Origin of the sequence: uncultured Pseudoflavonifractor sp. (genome assembly GCF_944387275.1) — a bacterium.
Lineage (GTDB): Bacteria > Bacillota > Clostridia > Oscillospirales > Oscillospiraceae > Pseudoflavonifractor > Pseudoflavonifractor intestinihominis.
In genome coordinates this window covers 1-16594 of the sequence record NZ_CALXEG010000017.1, presented here as the reverse complement: position 1 = coordinate 16594, position 16594 = coordinate 1, and the positions used below count along the sequence as shown (strand labels likewise).

At 60.5% G+C, this 16594-nt stretch carries 15 protein-coding genes and 2 tRNA genes; 4 read left to right on the top strand and 13 right to left on the bottom strand.

What is annotated here, in order from left to right; all coding sequences use genetic code 11:
• Positions 1-104: 104 nt before the first annotated feature.
• The 9 genes from clpP to rplS all read right to left on the bottom strand — a co-directional run bounded on the left by clpP (position 105) and on the right by rplS (position 7978).
• Positions 105-686 (bottom strand): ATP-dependent Clp endopeptidase proteolytic subunit ClpP, encoded by a 582-nt coding sequence (gene clpP, locus Q0K23_RS05925; RefSeq protein ID WP_006572465.1) that lies wholly within the window; start codon positions 684-686, stop codon positions 105-107.
• 151 nt (positions 687-837) lie between these two features.
• Positions 838-2232: a trigger factor gene (tig, locus tag Q0K23_RS05920; RefSeq protein WP_294519168.1), complete on the bottom strand. Its 1395-nt coding sequence runs from the start codon at positions 2230-2232 to the stop codon at positions 838-840.
• Between the two features lie 115 nt (positions 2233-2347).
• Positions 2348-3037, bottom strand: coding sequence for a metallophosphoesterase (locus Q0K23_RS05915; RefSeq protein WP_294519166.1), 690 nt, complete (start codon positions 3035-3037; stop codon positions 2348-2350).
• Positions 3038-3062: 25 nt separating this feature from the next.
• On the bottom strand, positions 3063-4550 hold the full coding sequence (thrC, locus tag Q0K23_RS05910) for a threonine synthase (protein WP_294519164.1): 1488 nt from the start codon (positions 4548-4550) through the stop codon (positions 3063-3065).
• Positions 4538-5491, bottom strand: coding sequence for a dipeptidase (locus tag Q0K23_RS05905; protein WP_294519161.1), 954 nt, complete (start codon positions 5489-5491; stop codon positions 4538-4540). Before Q0K23_RS05905 ends, thrC begins: the two co-directional genes overlap by 13 nt.
• 30 nt (positions 5492-5521) lie before the next feature.
• Complete coding sequence (locus Q0K23_RS05900) at positions 5522-5881, bottom strand: YraN family protein (RefSeq protein ID WP_294519157.1); 360 nt, start codon at positions 5879-5881, stop codon at positions 5522-5524.
• Positions 5882-5922: 41 nt separating this feature from the next.
• Complete coding sequence (locus tag Q0K23_RS05895) at positions 5923-6555, bottom strand: ribonuclease HII (RefSeq protein ID WP_294519154.1); 633 nt, start codon at positions 6553-6555, stop codon at positions 5923-5925.
• Entirely contained in the window at positions 6552-7439 is an 888-nt protein-coding gene (ylqF, locus tag Q0K23_RS05890) for a ribosome biogenesis GTPase YlqF (protein ID WP_294519151.1), read from the bottom strand. The genes Q0K23_RS05895 and ylqF overlap by 4 nt, the downstream gene beginning before the upstream one ends.
• A gap of 197 nt (positions 7440-7636) precedes the next feature.
• On the bottom strand, positions 7637-7978 hold the full coding sequence (gene rplS / locus Q0K23_RS05885) for a 50S ribosomal protein L19 (RefSeq protein WP_294519148.1): 342 nt from the start codon (positions 7976-7978) through the stop codon (positions 7637-7639).
• 250 nt (positions 7979-8228) lie between these two features.
• Between rplS and Q0K23_RS05880 the strand changes: the two genes are divergently transcribed.
• From Q0K23_RS05880 to Q0K23_RS05865, 4 genes are all read left to right on the top strand, one after another.
• Complete coding sequence (locus Q0K23_RS05880) at positions 8229-8972, top strand: N-acetylmuramoyl-L-alanine amidase (RefSeq protein ID WP_294519146.1); 744 nt, start codon at positions 8229-8231, stop codon at positions 8970-8972.
• Positions 8973-8987: 15 nt separating this feature from the next.
• Positions 8988-10268 carry a LysM peptidoglycan-binding domain-containing protein gene (locus Q0K23_RS05875; protein ID WP_294519143.1) on the top strand — a complete coding sequence of 427 codons (1281 nt, stop codon included), beginning with the start codon at positions 8988-8990 and terminating at the stop codon, positions 10266-10268.
• Positions 10269-10666: 398 nt separating this feature from the next.
• Positions 10667-10743, top strand: a tRNA-Arg gene (locus tag Q0K23_RS05870).
• Between the two features lie 145 nt (positions 10744-10888).
• Positions 10889-10965, top strand: a tRNA-Arg gene (locus Q0K23_RS05865).
• 140 nt (positions 10966-11105) lie between these two features.
• On the opposite strand, the gene Q0K23_RS05860 is transcribed toward Q0K23_RS05865, so the two are convergent.
• The 4 genes from Q0K23_RS05860 to Q0K23_RS05845 all read right to left on the bottom strand — a co-directional run bounded on the left by Q0K23_RS05860 (position 11106) and on the right by Q0K23_RS05845 (position 16477).
• Positions 11106-11546 carry a hypothetical protein gene (locus Q0K23_RS05860; RefSeq protein WP_294519140.1) on the bottom strand — a complete coding sequence of 147 codons (441 nt, stop codon included), beginning with the start codon at positions 11544-11546 and terminating at the stop codon, positions 11106-11108.
• Between the two features lie 10 nt (positions 11547-11556).
• Positions 11557-13344 carry an ABC-F family ATP-binding cassette domain-containing protein gene (locus tag Q0K23_RS05855; RefSeq protein WP_294519137.1) on the bottom strand — a complete coding sequence of 596 codons (1788 nt, stop codon included), beginning with the start codon at positions 13342-13344 and terminating at the stop codon, positions 11557-11559.
• Positions 13345-13377: 33 nt separating this feature from the next.
• Positions 13378-15531: an ATP-dependent helicase gene (locus tag Q0K23_RS05850; RefSeq protein ID WP_294519132.1), complete on the bottom strand. Its 2154-nt coding sequence runs from the start codon at positions 15529-15531 to the stop codon at positions 13378-13380.
• 790 nt (positions 15532-16321) lie between these two features.
• Positions 16322-16477: a hypothetical protein gene (locus Q0K23_RS05845; RefSeq protein ID WP_294519129.1), complete on the bottom strand. Its 156-nt coding sequence runs from the start codon at positions 16475-16477 to the stop codon at positions 16322-16324.
• Positions 16478-16594: the final 117 nt, after the last annotated feature.

Here is a 16594-nt window from a genome sequence, read left to right as displayed (position 1 = left end):
AGCCTGCCCGGCCTGCATCTGCCGCGGATTCTGCCCGCGGGCCGCCGCCGAAGGAATGCTGGAACAGCGCGGGGGCACAGAATGCTCCCGCGCTGTCTTGGGGGTTATCTCTGGTAGATGACCTTGTCGATCAGGCCATACTCGCAGGCTTCCTCCGCGGACATGAAGTTGTCGCGCTCACAGTCGGCCGTGACCACTTCCACCGGCTTGCCGGTGTTGTCGGCCAGGATCTTGTTCATCCGCTTCTTGATGACCTCCAGGCGCTTGAGGTGGATCGCCATGTCGGTAATCTGGCCCTGGGTGCCGGCGGAGGGCTGATGAATCATAATCTCGGCGTTGGGGAGCGCCAGACGCTTGCCCTTGGTACCGGAGGACAGCAGGAATGCGCCCATGCTGGCCGCCATGCCGATGCAGATGGTGGACACATCGCACTTGATGTACTGCATGGTGTCGTAGATGGCCATGCCGTCGGTCACGGAGCCGCCGGGGCTGTTGATATAGAACTGGATGTCCTTGTCCGGGTCCTGGGCCTCCAGATAGAGCATCTGGGCCACGACCAGGCTGGCAGTGGTGGCGTTGACCTCCTCGCCCAGGAAGATAATGCGGTCATTCAGCAGGCGGGAAAAGATGTCGTAGGAGCGCTCGCCACGGTTGGTCTGCTCCACTACATAGGGTACTAAGCTCATGGTTCATGATCTCCTTTGTTGGATGTAGGGACGCGGGAAGAGGTCTGCTTCCCCGTCCGGCACGTCCGCTCCCATCTCACCCCAGGGCACACACGCCCCTGGAGAAACGGCGGGCAGTCATACTGCTAAAGTATACCCGCCGGCTGGAATCTTATTCCTCGGTCTTGGGCTCCTCGCCCTCAGCCTTGGGCTCCTCAGTCTCAGCCTTCTTGGTGGCCTTCTTCCGGGGAGCGGCCTTCTTCTTGGGCTTCTCCTCGCCCTCGTCCTTCTTAGCCTCGCCCACCTTGCCGCTGTTGTAGACAACCTCGGCGGCCTTCTTGGTCCGCAGCTCGCTGACCAGATCGCTCTCGGCCACAGCGGACTTCACCTGCTCGGCCTTCATGCCATACTGCTCGGCCAGGCGGTTGTACTCGGCCTCCTTCTCCTCGTCGGAGATCTCGATGTTCTCCGCGTCGGCGATGGCGGCCAGGGCCAGCTCCACCTTGATCTGATGGAGGGCGCCCTCCTTGGCCTGCTCACGCATGGCCTCCTTGGTCATACCCATCATCTGCAGGTAGTTGTCAAAGGGGATGCCCTGGGAGGTAATGCGGCGGGCATAGTCGTCCATCATCTGGTCAGCGCGGTAGTCCACCATGGCCTCGGGGACCTCGACCTCCATGTTCTCCACGGCCTGCTCCAGCAGGGCGTTCTCATAGTCGTCCTGAGCCTGCTTCTCGCGGCGCTCAGTCAGCTTCTTGCCCAGGTCGGCCTTGAACTCGGCCAGGGTCTGGAACTCGGACACGTCCTTGGCGAACTCGTCGTCCACGGTGGGGACCTTCTTCTCCTTGACCTCGTTGATCTTCACGTGGAAGACAACGGGCTTGCCGGCCAGGTCGGCGTGATAGTCCTCGGGGAAGGTGATGTCGATGTCCTTCTCCTCACCGGCCTTCATGCCCACCAGCTGATCCTCGAAGCCGGGGACGAAGGAGCCGGAGCCCAGCTCCAGGCTGTGGCCCTCGGCCTTGCCGCCGGCGAAGGGCACGCCGTTGTCAAAGCCCTCGAAGTCCAGCACCACGGTGTCGCCCAGCTGAGCCTCACGCTCCACGGTCACCAGGCTGGTATCCCGCTGGATGTAGGGCTTGAGCTCGTTGTCGATGTCCTCGTCAGTGACGGTGACCTCGGCCTTGGGGGCGGTGAGGCCCTTATACTCGCCCAGCTTCACCTCGGGGCGCACGGTGACGACAGCCTTGAAGGAGAAGCCGTCCTTGCCGGCGTCCAGGATCTCCACCTCAGGCCAGGCCACCACGTCCAGGTTCTCCTGCTTCACAGCCTGGCTGTAGGCCTCGGGATAGATCTCATTGATGGCATCTTCGTAGAACACGCCGGAGCCGTACATGCCCTCGATGATCTTGCGGGGGGCGTGGCCCTTGCGGAAGCCGGGGACAGCGATCTTGCCGCGCTGCTTCTTATAGACCTTGTCGATGGCGGCCTCGAACTCCTCGCCGCTCACCTCAATGACGAGCTCAACCTTGCTCTTCTCCTGCTTCTCTACGCTTTTGACATTCATCTTGTTATTTCCTCCTGTCAGCACCGGGGCAAAAACTGTGCTCACCCGGGTGCCTATTTGCGTTATCCGATTTATACTACCAGATATTTTTCTAAATTACCAGTCTTTTTTCGAATTATTCACAGATTATTTGCGGCTCGAAGTTCAGGTAATCCGCCGACACCAGGTGATACTCCACCCCGCCGCACTTTCCCTCGATGGCCAGCCGGTGGCTGCCGCCGTGGAGATGGCCGTAATAACAGCGCTTCACGCCGTACCGCTCCAGCAGCGCGATGATCTCAGGACAGGTGTATCCCTGATACCGGGGCGGATAGTGGAGAAAGCAGAGCTTCTCCCGCTCCCCCGCCGCCTTCAGGGACGCCTCCAGCCGGATGAGCTCCCGGTTGAACACCTTTTCGTTGTGTCCGTTCTGGTCCTCCTCGTAGAACCAGCCCCGGGTGCCGCAGAGGGCCACGTCCCCGTACTCCCCGCAGTTGTTGTGGAGGATGCTCAGGGTGGTAAAGCCGTTCTCCGTGAAAAACCGGTTCATCTTGGCGGCAGTGGTCCACCAGTAGTCGTGGTTTCCCTTTAAAATATACTTCTTCTTTCCGGGCAGGGCGTCCAGGAAGGCAAAGTCCTCTCTGGCCTGCTGGAGGCTCATCCCCCAGGACAGATCCCCGCAGAGCACCACAGTATCCTCCGGCCCCACCCGCTCAAAGCCCCGCTTCAGCTTGTCCACATATCCCGTCCAGTTGCCGCCGAACACGTCCATGGGCTTGTCCACGGCCAGGGACAGGTGGGTATCTCCGATTGCGTAAAGGGCCATGCCATACCTCCAGGGAAAATTTTCTTCAGCGGAGGATATCCAGGACCGCGTCCACCATGTGGTCCTTGGTGACGGTCTTGTCAAACCGCAGGGCCTTGCCGGCCAGACCGGCCAGAGGCGCGGGGGCCTTCACGCCGGTCTTCTTGGCCAACTGGGCGATGATGTCGGTGCTGGAGGCCAGCTCCGTCACGCCGAGGGCCCCCAGGACCGTGTCGCAGAACTTGAAGGGGCTGGCGGTGGACACCACGATGGCAGCGGTATTGTCCCCGCTCTCCCTGCGGTACTGCTCCAGCACGTCGTAGGCCACAGCAGTGTGGGGGTCGATGAGGTAGTGGAACTTGTTCCACACCTTGGCGATGACCTTCTGGGTCTCGGCGTCGTCGCAGTAGCCGGCGGCAAAGAACTTGCCGATCTTCTTCTTGATCTCCTCGCTGACCTCATAGCGGCCGTCGGCGGCCAGCTGGGCCATGTAGCCCCGGACTTCCTCGTCGTTGTTGTTGCTCAGCTCAAAGAGCATCCGCTCCAGGTTGGAGGAGATGAGGATATCCATGGAGGGTGACATGGTGTTGTAGAACTTCCGGTTGCGGTCGTACACGCCGGTGTTCAGGAAGTCGGTCAGCACGTTGTTGCGGTTGGAGGCGCAGATCAGCTTCTGGATGGGCACGCCCATCTGCTTGGCATAGTAGGCGGCCAGGATGTTGCCGAAGTTGCCGGTGGGCACGCAGACGTTCACTGGGTCGCCCAGGGTGATCTTCTCCTCCCGCACCAGGTCGCAGTAGGCGGAGGCGTAGTATACGATCTGGGGCAGCACCCGGCCCCAGTTGATGGAGTTGGCGCTGGAGAGGAAGTAACCCCGCTCTGCCAGCTCCGCGCGCAGCTTCTCGTCGGAGAACAGCCGCTTGACGCCGGTCTGGGCATCGTCAAAGTTGCCCACCACGGAGCAGACGCCCACGTTCTCGCCCTCCTGGGTGTTCATCTGCAGCTCCTGGATGGCGGAGACGCCGTCCTTGGGGTAGAACACCAGGATCTTGGTGCCGTCCACGTCCCGGAAGCCCTCCAGAGCGCCCTTGCCGGTATCGCCGGAGGTGGCCACCAGGATGCAGGCCGTCTTCTTCTCGTCGTTCTTCTTCAGGGAGGCGGTCAGCAGATGGGGCAGCATCTGGAGCGCCATGTCCTTGAAGGCACAGGTGGGGCCGTGCCACAGCTCCAGGCAGTAAGTATTGTCGTCCACCTTGCGGACAGGGGCCACCTCGCGGACGTCGAACTTGTCCTTGCTGTAGGCCTTGGCCGCATAGGCGGCCAGCTCAGAGGCGGTAAAGTCGTCCAGATAGGGCTTCATGATGTACACGGCCCGCTGCTGGTAGGACATATCCGTGAGGGTTTTCAGTCCGTTCTGGGACAGCTTGGGAAACACCTCCGGGGTCAGAAGGCCGCCGTCCTCTGCAAGCCCCTGTGCGATGGCCTGAGAAGCGGCAAGCCGCATCTGCTTGTTTCTTGTGCTCACATAGTACATACTTCACTCACAACCCTCATCAGATTATTGAAGAACACATCGCGCACCAGCGCTTCCGCATAATTGCGCCGCAGGAGCCGCTCGTACAGCTCCGCCATATCCTGAATGCCGGACATTCCCCGGGGCATTCTGGAGATCCCGTCCCAGTCCCCGCCGATGGACACGCTCTTCTCTCCCCCCAGGGAGAGGAAGTGCTCCAGATGGGCGATGACCGTGTCATAGTCCGGGTCGGCCCCCAGGAAGTCGGCAAACATATTCAGCCCTGCCACACCATGATGTTCTATTATGGCAGTAAATTGCCCGTCGGTCAAGTTTCTTGGCACAGAAAATACGGCGCGGGCATTGGAATGACTGGCAATGAAGGGACCTTTACACAGCTCCGCCACATCCCAGAAGCCGGGCTCGGACAGGTGGGACACGTCCACCAGCATGCCCAACCGGTCCATCCGGCGGACAAACGCCTTGCCCCGCTCCGACAGCCCCCTGTCCTTCTCCTCCGCGTTGGACCCGGACAGGACGTTGGCGTGGTTCCAGGTGATGTTCACCGCCCGGACCCCCAGGCGATAGGCCTCATCCAGCTTCTCCAGGTCGCAGTCCAGCAGTTCCGCCCCCTCCACCGAGAGAAAAGCGGCGCACTTCCCCGCCCGGAAGGCGGCGTCCGCCTCCTTAGCCGTGCGACAGTGCACTGCAAAGTCGCGGTTGGCCGCCATCTCCCGTCGGAAAACGGCGTATTCCGCCTGAAACAGCTGCCACGGCGGTAGCTCTGCTCCGTCAGCGGTGTCGCCAAAGATGGCAAAGAACTGGGCGTAGGGCCCAAAGGCCGCTGTCCGCTCCAGGTCCAGATGGCCCTCGCTTCTGCGCAGGCCGCCGCCTGATACCAGGCAGCGGGAGATGGTGTCGCAGTGGCCGTCAAACAGGCATACTCGCTCCGTTGGAATCACTTCCCTCTCCGTCCCGGCTGGCGGGACGGACTAAAATGCGTTCTCAAGATAGATGATGCGGGGCTGGGCCGTGGCCGTCCCCTGGGGGGCATAGACCTCCACCACGTCAAACCGGGGCTGCCGCTCTGTGGGGTTCTGGGCCAGATAGAGCTCCGCTGTGGTGCGCAGGCGCGCCTGCTTGCCCCGGTCCACAGCGGCCCGGCCGGGGGCGAAGCGGTCGCTTTTGCGCAGCTTGACCTCTACAAAGAGGAGATACGGGCCGTCCTCCGCAATGAGATCGATCTCCCCGAAGCGGGTCCGGTATCCCGAGGCCACCACCCGGCAGCCCCTCCGCCGCAGCTCTTCCGCCACCAGGGACTCCCCCCAGCGGCCCAGCAGGCTGGTGTTCATACGCCCTCTCTCCTCTTTTTACTGTAAAGCTTTTCTGCTGTTCAGTTGTTGTCCTGAGCGGCCTCCAGTTTTTTCAGAAAACTCTTTCTATGGATCGGGCAGGGACCGTATTTCATCAGCAGCTCAAAGTGCCGCTTGGTGCCGTAGCCCTTGTGCCGCTCGAACTCATACTCCGGGTACAGCTTCGCCATCTCCTCCATGTAGCGGTCCCGGCTCACCTTGGCCAGGATGGATGCAGCGGCGATATTGGCGCTCCGCCCGTCTCCCTTGACCACGGTCTCGTGGGCGATGGTGATGCCATTGTCCCGGTTTCCGTCGATCAGGGCGTAGTCCGGCGCGGGGTCCAGGGCCTGAATGGCCAGCTCCATGGCCTTCATGCGGGCGTTGAGGATGTTGATGGCGTCAATCTCCTTCTCGTCCACCGACGCCACCGCCCAGGCCGCTGCCTTCTCCCTGATCTCATCAAAGAGCCGGTCCCGCCGCTTGGGGGTCACCTTTTTGGAGTCGTTCAGCCCATCCAGAATCAGGCCTTCAGGGAGGATCACCGCTCCGGCGTACACCGGACCGGCCAGGGGGCCCGCCCCCGCCTCATCGGCGCCGCAGATGAGCCGGTACCCCCGCTCCTTGCAGGCGCGTTCGATCTCCCACAGGTCAACCTGCACCGTCTGCTTCATTCTGCTTCCTCCGCAACCGTCTGGGGTTTCTCCAGTGTAAAGCGTCCTAGCTTTCCAGCGCGGAACTCATCCAGCAGCACCTTTCCCATCCGCTCCGTGTCCGGCTCGCCGCCGGAAATGAGGAATCCACGCTTCCGGGCCGCCTGCTCCAGGAGGGCATAGCCGTAGGCAAGGCCCTCCTCCTCGCCCCGCTCCGGCACCGCCACCTTGTAGCGCTCCGTCAGGGCGGCGGGATAGGCGGCCGCCAGCTCCTCCATCAGGTGGCAGGCCAGGGTCTCGGTGTCCATGATCTCGTCCTTCACCGCGCCGGTAAAGGCCAGATGGAGGCCGGTCTGGGGGTCCTCAAACTTGGGCCACAGGATACCCGGCGTGTCCAGCAGGTCCAGGCCGGAATCCACCGCCACCCACTGCTTGCCCCGGGTGACGCCCGGCTTGTCGCTGGCCTTGGCCGACTTCCGGCGGGCTACCTTATTGATAAAGGTGGACTTGCCCACGTTGGGCACGCCCACGATCATGGCGCGGATGGGCCGCCCCACCTGGCCCTTGGCCTGCCACTGCTGGATCTTGTCCTTCAGGACCTCCTTGACCACGGGAGAGAACTGGTTGATCCCTTTCCCCTCCTTGGCGTCGGTCTCCAGCACGGACCAGCCCTTGCCCCTGAACCAGTCCCCCCACAGGCGGTTGCCCGCAGGGTCGGCCTGGTCGGCCCGGTTGAGCACGATGAGGCGGGGCTTCTCCCCCACCAGGGTGTCAATGTCCGGGTTGCGGCTGGAGACAGGGATGCGGGCGTCGATCACCTCGGCCACAATGTCCACGTACTTCAGGTTCTCGGCGATCATCCGCTGTGTCTTTTTCATATGGCCGGGAAACCACTGAATATCCATCTTATTTCCTCCGTATTTCTCAGGCCGCCAAAGGTGCGCTTCTGCGGCCGCAGACTCTGCTTCCTCTATCCGGGGCGCTTCGCCCAGTGGATTTCATTATACACAACTCTACCGGAAAATGGAACCCTGTCCGGTTTGTTTTATAAGAATGCAAATGGGGAGCCGCCTCCCGGCGGCTCCCCTTCTGCGGTTCTGGATTAGAGCTTCTCCTTGATCTTGGCGCTCTTGCCCACGCGGTCGCGCAGGTAGTAGAGCTTGGCACGGCGGACCTTGCCGTGACGGACGACCTCGATCTTCTCGGTGGAGGGAGCATGGATGGGGAAAACCTTCTCCACGCCAACGCCATAGGAGACACGGCGAACCGTGACAGTCTCCTCAATGCCGCCGTGCTTCTTGGCAATCACGGTACCCTCGAACACCTGGGTACGCTCGCGGTTGCCTTCCTTGACCTTGATGGACACGCGGACGGTGTCGCCCACTTCGCACTTGGGGGGCTCGGCCTTGAGGTGCTTCTCGGTAAATGCCTTCATGAGATCCATTATAATTTCCTCCTAGTTTATAGGCGTTCATGCCCGCTTTCTGTCGCCAGGCACAGTTCCCGGCAGCGGCAGAGGACCACCCTTTATTGAGACTGAAATATGATATCACAGGCTTTTCCAAAATGCAAGAAAAACTTCTGTTTTCCTGTTTTTCTTTCTCCTTTACACCCTGCGTGGTGTCTGGATTTCTCCGCTTCACTGGCACCTGCGCCCTTCTCTGCATAGGATATGGCAAAAAGGAGGTATCCCCATGCCCAAAATCTATCTCTCCCCCTCCACCCAGGAGAACAACCTCTACGTCAACGGCGGCACGGAAGAGGAGTGGATGAACCGCCTGGCCGACGCCATGGAGCCCTATCTCGTCTCCAGCGGCATCCAGTTCACCCGCAACACGCCGGACATGACCGCCGCGTCCTCCATCACCGCCTCCAACGCCGGACAGTACGACCTCCATCTGGCCCTCCACTCCAACGCCGCCCCTGACGGGCAGTACGGCCAGATCAGGGGCATTATTGTCTTCTACTACCCCACCTCGCCCAGGGGAAAGCGGGCGGCGGTCATCATGGCCGACAATCTGAAGACCATCTACCCCCTTCCCAACAACGTCCGGGCAGAGGGCACCACCTCCATCGGCGAAGTGCGCCGGGTCAGAGCTCCGGCGGTCTTCCTGGAGCTGGGCTACCACGACAACCCGGACGACGCCGCCTGGGTGAAGAACAACCTGGAATCCATCGCCCGCAATCTGGTTCTCTCCCTCACCGAGTACTTCGGCATCCCCTTCCTCACCCCGATCCCGCCCCGGCAGGGTGTCGTGGATGTCAACTGGGGCTATCTCAATATCCGCAGCCGCCCGGATACCTCCGGCCAGGTCATCGCCAAGGCCTACGACGGCACCCGGCTCACTGTGGTGAACCAGTGGCAGGGCTGGTATCTGGTGCGGTTTGACGGCGTGGTGGGATACGCCAGCAGCGACTTCATCACCCTGCTCTCCTGAGCGGGAGGACGCGCCATGGTAATCCATGTGGTCGCCCCCGGCGACACCCTTTTCTCCATCTCCTCCACTTACGGCGTCCCGCTCTCCCTGCTTGCCATTGACAACGGCCTGTCCCCTCCCTACCGCCTGGCAGTGGGGCAGGCGCTGGTGGTGCAGTTTCCCCGGCTGACCCACACCGTCCGCCCCGGCGAGACCCTCTCCGCCATCGCCGGTCGGTACGGCATCTCTCTCCGGCAGTTGCTGCGCAACAACCCGGTTGTGGGCGGCGGCTCCCTCATCTACCCCGGCCAGACCCTGGTCATCGCCTTCCAGGGCGAGAAGCTGGGCGCCCTCACCGTCAACGGCTATGCCTATCCCTTCATCGGACAGAGCGAGCTTCAGTCCCTTCTCCCCTACCTCACCTACCTGACGCCCTTTACCTACGGCATCACCCCTCAGGGCGGGCTGATCCCGCCCGACGACAGCCAGCTGACCGCCGCGGCGCTCCAGGGCGGCGCCGCCCCGCTGCTCCACCTCTCCACCCTGACGGAGGACGGCAGCTTCTCCAACCAACTGGCCGGCCTGGTGCTCCGCGATATGGCCGTGCAGGATGCGCTGATCGACAATCTGGAGCGGACTGTGCAGGAGCAGGGCTATCGGGGGCTGGACGTGGACTTCGAGTTTGTACCCGCCCAGGACGCGGGCGCCTATGCGGACTTTCTGGCCCGACTGTCCCACAGATTCAACCCCATGGGCTGCCTGGTCGTCGCCGCGCTGGCCCCCAAGACCTCCGCCGAGCAGGAGGGGCTCCTCTACGAGGGCCACAACTACCGCGCCATCGGCCAGGCCGTAGACCGGGCGTTTCTCATGACCTATGAGTGGGGCTACACCTACGGCCCGCCCATGGCGGTGGCGCCGCTGCCCAACGTGCGGCAGGTGGTGGAGTACGCCCTGACGGAGATCCCGGCGAAAAAGCTGTGGCTGGGCATCCCCAACTACGGCTATGACTGGACGCTCCCCTTTGTCCAGGGAGAGAGCCGGGCCAAATCCATCTCCAGCCAGGAGGCGGTGGCCCTGGCGGTCCAGTACGGCGCAGAGATCCAGTACTCCCCACAGGCCCAGTCCCCTTTCTTCCAATACACCGACGAGGCCGGCGCCGTCCACCAGGTCTGGTTTGAGGACGCCCGCAGCATCCGGGCCAAGCTGGCCCTTGTGCCCCGGTACGGCCTGAGCGGCGTGGGCTACTGGAACCTGATGCGGGCCTTTCCCCAGAACTGGCGGGTGCTCAACAGTCTGTACGATATTCTGGACCCGTGAGCCCGGCGAATCGGAGCGGATTTTATCATTCATAATTTGTTCACGCCTCGTTCGTAATCTGTCCATCACTTTCCAGACGGATGTGGTATCCTTATCATCGTCAGGAACCCATACAACTGACCTCCTCCCTCTCTTTTTTCCAGGAACCTACACTGTCTCCCCGCAGAGTGGCAATCGCTCTCTGCGGGGATGACAGACCAAAATCACAGCGTCCCAGCGGGATGCTTTTATCAGGATATGACTTGAGACGCGGCTCTGCCACGTCTCTTTTTGCCCTCCTATCCCCGGAGGAAATTTTTTCGGGAAATTTGAAATTTCCTCTTGCATTCCATCTCTTCCTGTGATATTATAATCAAGTCGTCAGCGAGCGGTTATAAAAATCGCCAGCAAAGCGATATGCGGCTGTAGCTCAGTTGGATAGAGTGACTGGCTACGAACCAGTAGGTCGGGGGTTCGAATCCCTTCAGCCGTACCAATAGGCTTCTGAAATCGTAAGGTTTCAGAAGCCTATTGTTTTACTCTCAGAAGTTTTTCGTTTTTTTCTCATTTTTTTACTTGCATTCTCTCCTCCCCTGTGGTATTATAGGTAAGCTGTCAGCAAGAGATATGCAAAGCAGTATGCGGCTGTAGCTCAGTTGGATAGAGTGACTGGCTACGAACCAGTAGGTCGGGGGTTCGAATCCCTTCAGCCGTACCAATAGGCTTCTGAAACCGCAAGGTTTCAGAAGCCTATTGCTTTATCTGTCCTGCACGGATTTTATCCCATATTTGACGGTAAAGCGCCAGAAGCGTCTGAGATAAGACGCTTCTGGCGCTTTATTTTTCCAATCGTTCCTTTTATCGGCCGGCAATGTTTTGGATCTCAGCGCAGAGCTGTCCCAGATCATACTGCCCGGAGACTATGTGAATCTGATGGACCTTCTTGTCAAAGCAGCCGTGCTTCCGCTCCAGCATGGCCGCCACAGGCGCGGGCAGCGTCCCGTGCATGCGGAGTGCAAATCTGTCTTTGATCGTATCCAGATCCGCTGTCACCAGAATGCGAATTGCCCGCTCCGGCAGCAGCGCTAGATGCTCCTGCTCGGAGATGACGTAAATCACGCTCTCGCCCTCCACAGCCTCCTGGAGCTTTTTGCAGAAGAGCTTTTGGGCCACAGCTTCATTGCCGGAGAGGCGCAGATAGTCCCTGCCTGTATACACCTGGGCGTGAAAAATATCCTTCAGCTGGTCCGCCAGAAAAGACTTGCCGGTGCAACTCTCTCCCATGATACCGATTACCATATTGCTCGCCTCACTGCTGATTCTGTTTTTCGATCTGTTCCGCCAGGTCGTTGAGGTAGACCCACCGGTCCATCTTCTCCTCCAGCTCCCCTTCCAGCTGGGCCTGCTCCTCCTGGAGCTGCTGGAGGGCCACATAGTCGCTGGCGCATTCCTCCTGCCGGCGCTTCACGTCGGCCACCTTCTCCTCCAGAGCGGCGATCTCGCCGTCGATGGACTCGTATTCCCGCTGCTCCTTGTAGCTGAATTTCAGCTTTTTGGGTCCCTGGGGCCTCTCCTGCTTCTTCTCAGCTGCCGGAGCTTTGGTCCTGGCCTTCTCCTCCGCCTGCCGGGCGGCCAGGTACTCGGTGTACCCGCCAGGATAGGCCCGAACCACGCCGTCCGCCTCCACGGCGAACACCCGGCGCACCACTTTGTCCAGGAAAAACCGGTCGTGGGAGACCGTGACGACCGCCCCGGGGAAGGTCTCCAGATAGTCCTCCAGAATGGCCAGGGTCTGGATATCCAGGTCGTTGGTGGGCTCGTCCAGCAGCAGCACGTTGGGCGCCGAGGCCAGCACTGCCATCAGGAACAGCCGCCGCTTCTCCCCGCCGGACAGCTTGGAGATGGGACTGTACTGGATGTCCCCCGGGAACAGGAATTTGTCCAACAGCTGGGTGGCGGTGAGAGTGCCCTCAGGGGTCTCGATATAGTTTCCGATCTCCTTGACGTAGTCGATGACCCGAGTCTCCGGGGGCATGACGGGGTTTTCCTGGCTGAAGTATCCGATGCGTACCGTCTCGCCCCGCTCAATCTCTCCCCTATCCGGGGTCAGCCGGCCGGCGATCAGGTTGAGCAGCGTGGACTTGCCGCTGCCGTTGGTGCCCACAATGCCGATCCGGTCGTCCCGCAGGAGCATGCAGTCAAAGTCCCGCAGCACTGTCCGCCCCTCAAAGGACTTGGTCACCCCCCGCAGCTCAATGGTCTTCTTCCCCAGGCGGCTGGAGATGGCCGACAGGGTCAGCTCAGCCCGCTGCTCCGGGCCCTTCTGCTCCTTCAGGGCCTCGTACCGCTCCAGGCGCTCCCGGCTCTTGGTGCCTCTGGCCGTGGGCCCCTGCATCACCCACTGGTACTCCCGCCGGAGGATGGACTGCCGCTTGCGCTCGCTGGCCTGGGCCATCTCCTCCCGCTCCGCCCGGATGCGGAGGTAGTCCTCGTAGTTGCCCTCGTAGAAGTAAAGCTTACCCCGCTCCACCTCCGCCATCTGGGTGACCACCCGCTCCAGGAAGTAGCGGTCGTGGGTCACCATGGCCAGAGCCCCCTTGTACTGGCGGAGATAGTCCTCCAGCCAGCGGACCATCTCGCTGTCCAGGTGGTTGGTGGGCTCGTCCAGAATGAGCACGTCGCTCTCGTGGACCAGGGCGGAGGCCATGGCCACCCGCTTCCGCTGGCCGCCGGACAGGGTGCCCACACGCTGGTCAAAATCCGTGATGCCCAGCCGGGTGAGGATGGTCTTGGCCTCGTACTCCGCCAGCTCCCGGGCCTCGGGAGAGAGCCCGGCGAACACCTGCTCCAGCACGGTGCGGCTCCCCTCAAAGGCCGGGTTCTGGGGCAGGTACTCCACCCGCACATTGGGGTCCAGAGAAACGGCACCCTCATCCGGCTCCTCGGCCCCTGCCAGGATCTTCAGCAGCGTGGATTTTCCCGTGCCGTTGATGCCGATGACCCCCAGCTTGTCCCCCTGGTTCAGGTACAGGGACACCCCGTCCAGCAGCACCTTGGTGCCGTATGCCTTTTTGATGTGCTCCGCCGACAAGAGCATATGTCATTCCCCTTTCTGGGTTGCGTTTTTTGCTTACAGTCTCTCCAGCCTGGCCCGGAAGGAGATCCGCCTGGGCGTGGCCACCTCGTCGAACTGGACCACGTGGGCGCCCCGCTCCCTGTCCACCTCCACAATCGTGCCCAGGCCGAACATCTGGTGCCGCACCCGCTGGCCTACGGAGAAGACAATGGCGCTGTCGTTCTCCGGCAGATAGCGCTGGCTGGCGGCGATGGCGTTCTGGGCCTCCCGGATCAGCCCCTCCTCCGGCGGCCTGGTGTAGGTGAGCAGCTCCTGGTCGATGTCCAGCAGGAACCGGGACGGATAGCGGGGCGAGCCGTCGAAGTTGCGCCCGTCCGCCTCCGACAGGTAGAGCCCCTTCTCCGCCCGGGTCAGGGCCACGAAGGCCAGCCGCCGCTCCTCCTCCATCCCCTGGAGGGTGCGCACCTTCCGGGAGGGAAAAATCCCCTCGTTCATGCCGCACAGGAACACATAGGGAAATTCCAGGCCCTTGGCGGCGTGGACGGTCATCAGCTTCACCTTGTCCCCCTGGTCCCCGGCGTCGCTGTTGCTGAACAGGGCGATGTGGGCCAGGTAGTGCTCCAGGGTGGTCTCCTCGCCGCAGGTGGTCTCGTACTCATACACCGACTGCTTCAGCTCCGCCAGATTGTCCAGCCGCTCCTGGCTGCCCTCGGTGCGCAGCATCCGCTCATAGCCGCTCTCGTTGAGGATAGCGGAGAGCACCTCCGAGATAGGGCGGCCCTCATATCCGGCGGCAAAGGTCTCGATCAGAGAGACAAAGGCCTGAGCTTTTGTGCCCTTGAACACCGGGTCCTCCAGGTTGTCCAGCAGGCTCTGGTAGAGGGTCTTTCCGTGCTCCGCCGCGTACTCCTCCAGAAAGGCCATCCGCCGCTTGCCCAGGTTCCGCTTGGGCACGTTGGCGATCCGCCGGAAGGACAGGTCATCCTTGTAGACCATCATCCGCAGGTAGGACAGGGCGTCCTTGATCTCCATGCGGCCGAAAAACTGCACGCCGCTGTAAATGGTATAGGGGATCTTGGCCTGGAGCAGCACCTCCTCCACCGAGCGGGACACATAGTGGGCCCGATAGAGCACCGTCATGTCCCGGTACGGGACCCCCTGGCCCCGGAGCTGTTCCATCTCCCCCACCATCCATTTCGCCTCCGCCTCCTGGGTCTCCCCCAGGTGGCACAGCACCGGGGCGCCCGGCGGCAGGGTGGGAATCAGATCCTTCCGGATGCGGTACTTGTTCTTGTCGATCAGCGCGTTGGCTGCCGCCAGAATCTCCGGCGTGGAGCGGTAGTTCTCCATCATCATGATGGTTTTCACGTTGGGAAACCGTCGGTCAAATTCCAGCAGGTACTTCACGTCTGCGCCCCGCCAGGTGTAGATGGTCTGGTCCGGGTCCCCCACGATGAACAGGTTCTGATGGTAGCCGCAGAGCACCTCCATCAGTTGGTACTGGAGCTGGTCGATGTCCTGGAACTCGTCGATCATGATGTACTCCAGCCGCTGCTGCCACTTGAGTTTGATGTCCCCGTGCTCCTGGAAGATGTAGAGAGAGAATTTGATAAGGTCGTTGTAGTCCAGGCCGAAGCATTTCTTCTCCTGGTAGAGGTAGCCGTAGAAAATGATGTCCCCTGTCTTTTCAGCGCTGAGATACTTCTCCTTCAGGGTGTCCAGGGATAGATTGATCATGTCCTTATAGTAGTCCGGCATCCGGAACAGCTTGTAGTTCTCGATCATATCCCGGGCGGCGGCAAAGGTCATGTCCCGCAGGGTCAGTCCCCGCTCCTCGTAGATGATCTGAAGCATGGCGTCAATGTCGGAATTGTCCAGCACCAGAAAGCTCTTGGGGTACTGGACCGCGTGGCTGTCCTCCTGGAGGACGGAGACGCAGAAGCCGTGGAAGGTGTTGATGTACCCGGTGTCGTTGTCCCCGGTGAGCTGGTGGATGCGCTGGCGCATCTCGTTGGCGGACTTGTTGGTGAAGGTGACGCAGAGGATGTTGCCCGGCAGGATGCCCAGCTCATTGACCAGATAGGCAAAACGCCGGGACAGCGCCCGGGTCTTGCCAGAACCCGCGCCCGCAATGACCCGGACAAAGCCCTCGGTGGACGTGACCGCCTCCCGCTGGGCGTGGTTCAGGCCCTCCAGAATATCCGTCATCCAGCTCCCCCCTTATTAGAACAGGTGTTTTCTTCATATTATATCAGGAATCCGCCGGACCCTCAATAGCGGGCATTGAAAAAGGGTCCGCGGCAGCTGCCTGCCACGGACCCTCTGTATGTGTCAGGGAAGCGTCAAGCGCCGGCGGAAATTTGTGATCGTCCCCTTCCAACCTGGTCGTTTGTCCGACCATTTTGACCGCCGGACGCTCGCCCCATCTTTTTCTCCAAAAGTTCAAAATTGAACTAAATTAAGCCAGAAACCGGGCAAAGAAGCAAAAAGAAATAAAAAAAGAGCCCGGGGAAACGAATTTCCTCGGACTCTTGTGGGAGTCATTATTGGGGGACAATGTGCTTAGTTGCGGAGGGATGAGCACATGGTACCTAAGGGAAATCCGTTTCTTTTTAAAGTATTATAGCACTTTCTTGCCCAATTTACAAGCCATAAGTAGTACCAGAGCATGGAAGAACTGCCCGCCAATAGATTTGAGCCGACTTGCGTATTATAAACTCAAATCTACGATTGTTAAAGGTAGGTAACTATAATGTATCCACCTCAAATCCCAATGGACGGAATCTACCGTACAAAAATCCTTGCAGTCAGACAGGATGATGCGGCATATTGGCTACGCTATGGCATATCCGTTGGCCCATGTGTGGGATGGGCTACCTACATGTATCAGCAGACCGGCAAGTGGCCTCTGATCTGGAGATTAGATAAGCGTAGGGGTACCACTGCTATCCGGTGTGCACTGGACGCACTCCACCGCAGTGGTTACTCCGATATGCAATCATTGGCGCAGGCAGCGGGACATTATATATGCCTTGGCCAATTCGCTGTCCAGTTCCGGGGTGCGCTCCTCGGCAGGAATCGCTTCCAGGGTATCAATTACCTTCTGCGCTTCATCCTGTTCAAACCATTGCTGACATTGTTCCAATAATTCCATATCCGTACCTCCTTATTTCGGTTCTCTATATGGTTGTTGTTTTACCGTAAATTATCATTCAAATATCCCAGTCTATGAAATCTTCACGGTTCAATACAAAGTGCTGATACAGGCACT

Bases quoted from the DNA above. Each gene is read 5' to 3' on its own strand.
- Q0K23_RS05880 (WP_294519146.1), top strand. From the start codon at position 8,229: ATGCCCAAAATCTATCTCTCCCCCTCCACCCAGGAGAACAACCTCTAC.
- Q0K23_RS05900 (WP_294519157.1), bottom strand. From the start codon at position 5,881: ATGAACACCAGCCTGCTGGGCCGCTGGGGGGAGTCCCTGGTGGCGGAA.
- Q0K23_RS05895 (WP_294519154.1), bottom strand. From the start codon at position 6,555: ATGAAGCAGACGGTGCAGGTTGACCTGTGGGAGATCGAACGCGCCTGC.
- thrC (WP_294519164.1), bottom strand. From the start codon at position 4,550: ATGTACTATGTGAGCACAAGAAACAAGCAGATGCGGCTTGCCGCTTCT.
- Q0K23_RS05875 (WP_294519143.1), top strand. From the start codon at position 8,988: ATGGTAATCCATGTGGTCGCCCCCGGCGACACCCTTTTCTCCATCTCC.
- ylqF (WP_294519151.1), bottom strand. From the start codon at position 7,439: ATGGATATTCAGTGGTTTCCCGGCCATATGAAAAAGACACAGCGGATG.
- Q0K23_RS05860 (WP_294519140.1), bottom strand. From the start codon at position 11,546: ATGGTAATCGGTATCATGGGAGAGAGTTGCACCGGCAAGTCTTTTCTG.
- tig (WP_294519168.1), bottom strand. From the start codon at position 2,232: ATGAATGTCAAAAGCGTAGAGAAGCAGGAGAAGAGCAAGGTTGAGCTC.
- Q0K23_RS05850 (WP_294519132.1), bottom strand. From the start codon at position 15,531: ATGACGGATATTCTGGAGGGCCTGAACCACGCCCAGCGGGAGGCGGTC.
- Q0K23_RS05845 (WP_294519129.1), bottom strand. From the start codon at position 16,477: ATGGAATTATTGGAACAATGTCAGCAATGGTTTGAACAGGATGAAGCG.
- Q0K23_RS05915 (WP_294519166.1), bottom strand. From the start codon at position 3,037: ATGGCCCTTTACGCAATCGGAGATACCCACCTGTCCCTGGCCGTGGAC.
- clpP (WP_006572465.1), bottom strand. From the start codon at position 686: ATGAGCTTAGTACCCTATGTAGTGGAGCAGACCAACCGTGGCGAGCGC.
- Q0K23_RS05855 (WP_294519137.1), bottom strand. From the start codon at position 13,344: ATGCTCTTGTCGGCGGAGCACATCAAAAAGGCATACGGCACCAAGGTG.
- rplS (WP_294519148.1), bottom strand. From the start codon at position 7,978: ATGGATCTCATGAAGGCATTTACCGAGAAGCACCTCAAGGCCGAGCCC.